The organism is Jiella flava (assembly GCF_017349315.1).
GTDB lineage: Bacteria > Pseudomonadota > Alphaproteobacteria > Rhizobiales > Rhizobiaceae > Jiella > Jiella flava.
In genome coordinates this window covers 1-1,181 of the sequence record NZ_JAFMPP010000042.1, presented here as the reverse complement: position 1 = coordinate 1,181, position 1,181 = coordinate 1, and the positions used below count along the sequence as shown (strand labels likewise).

At 65.3% G+C, this 1,181-nt stretch carries 1 protein-coding gene; it reads left to right on the top strand.

Going from position 1 to position 1,181, the window contains the following annotated elements:
* The first annotated feature begins 2 nt into the window (after positions 1 to 2).
* Positions 3 to 1,178 carry an elongation factor Tu gene (gene tuf, locus J1C48_RS18720; RefSeq protein WP_207259516.1) on the top strand — a complete coding sequence of 392 codons (1,176 nt, stop codon included), beginning with the start codon at positions 3 to 5 and terminating at the stop codon, positions 1,176 to 1,178.
* The last annotated feature ends 3 nt before the right edge of the window (positions 1,179 to 1,181 follow it).

The window sequence follows — 1,181 nt, the reverse complement described above, 5'->3', positions numbered from 1 at the left end:
CGATGGCCAAGAGCAAATTCGAGCGTACGAAGCCGCATGTGAACATCGGCACGATCGGTCACGTTGACCACGGCAAGACGTCGCTGACGGCGGCGATCACGAAGTACTTCGGCGAGTTCCGGGCTTACGACCAGATCGATGCGGCGCCGGAAGAGAAGGCGCGCGGCATCACGATCTCGACGGCGCATGTCGAGTACGAGACGGAAGCCCGCCACTACGCCCATGTCGACTGCCCGGGCCACGCCGACTACGTGAAGAACATGATCACCGGTGCGGCGCAGATGGACGGCGCGATCCTGGTGTGCTCGGCGGCCGACGGCCCGATGCCGCAGACCCGCGAGCACATTCTGCTGGCCCGTCAGGTGGGCGTTCCGGCGATTGTGGTGTTCCTCAACAAGGTCGACCAGGTCGACGACGAGGAGCTTTTGGAGTTGGTCGAGCTCGAGGTTCGCGAGCTTTTGTCGTCCTACGAGTTCCCGGGCGACGACATTCCGATCGTCAAGGGCTCGGCGCTGGCGGCGCTGGAAGATTCCAACAAGACCATCGGCGAGGACGCGGTCCGCGCGCTGATGGCCGAGGTTGACGCCTACATCCCGACGCCGGAGCGTCCGATCGACCAGCCGTTCCTGATGCCGATCGAGGACGTGTTCTCGATTTCGGGCCGCGGCACGGTGGTGACCGGCCGCGTCGAGCGCGGCGTCGTCAAGGTGGGCGAGGAAGTCGAGATCGTCGGCATCCGCGACACCAAGAAGACGACGGTGACGGGCGTCGAGATGTTCCGCAAGCTGCTCGATCAGGGCCAGGCGGGCGACAATATCGGCGCGCTGATCCGCGGTGTCGACCGCGAGGGCGTGGAGCGCGGCCAGGTGCTGTGCAAGCCGGGTTCGGTCAAGCCGCACACGAAGTTCAAGGCCGAGGCCTACATCCTGACCAAGGAGGAGGGTGGCCGTCACACGCCGTTCTTCACCAACTACCGGCCGCAGTTCTACTTCCGCACGACGGACGTGACCGGCGTCGTGACGCTGCCGGAAGGCACCGAGATGGTGATGCCGGGCGACAACGTGACCATGGACGTGGCGCTGATCGTGCCGATCGCGATGGAAGAAAAGCTGCGCTTCGCTATCCGCGAAGGCGGCCGCACCGTCGGCGCCGGCATCGTCGCCTCGATCGTCGAGTAAGCG

What these genes read in the sequence shown, in the direction of transcription:
- tuf (WP_207259516.1), top strand. Translation starts at nt 3, where the DNA reads ATGGCCAAGAGCAAATTCGAGCGTACGAAGCCGCATGTGAACATCGGC.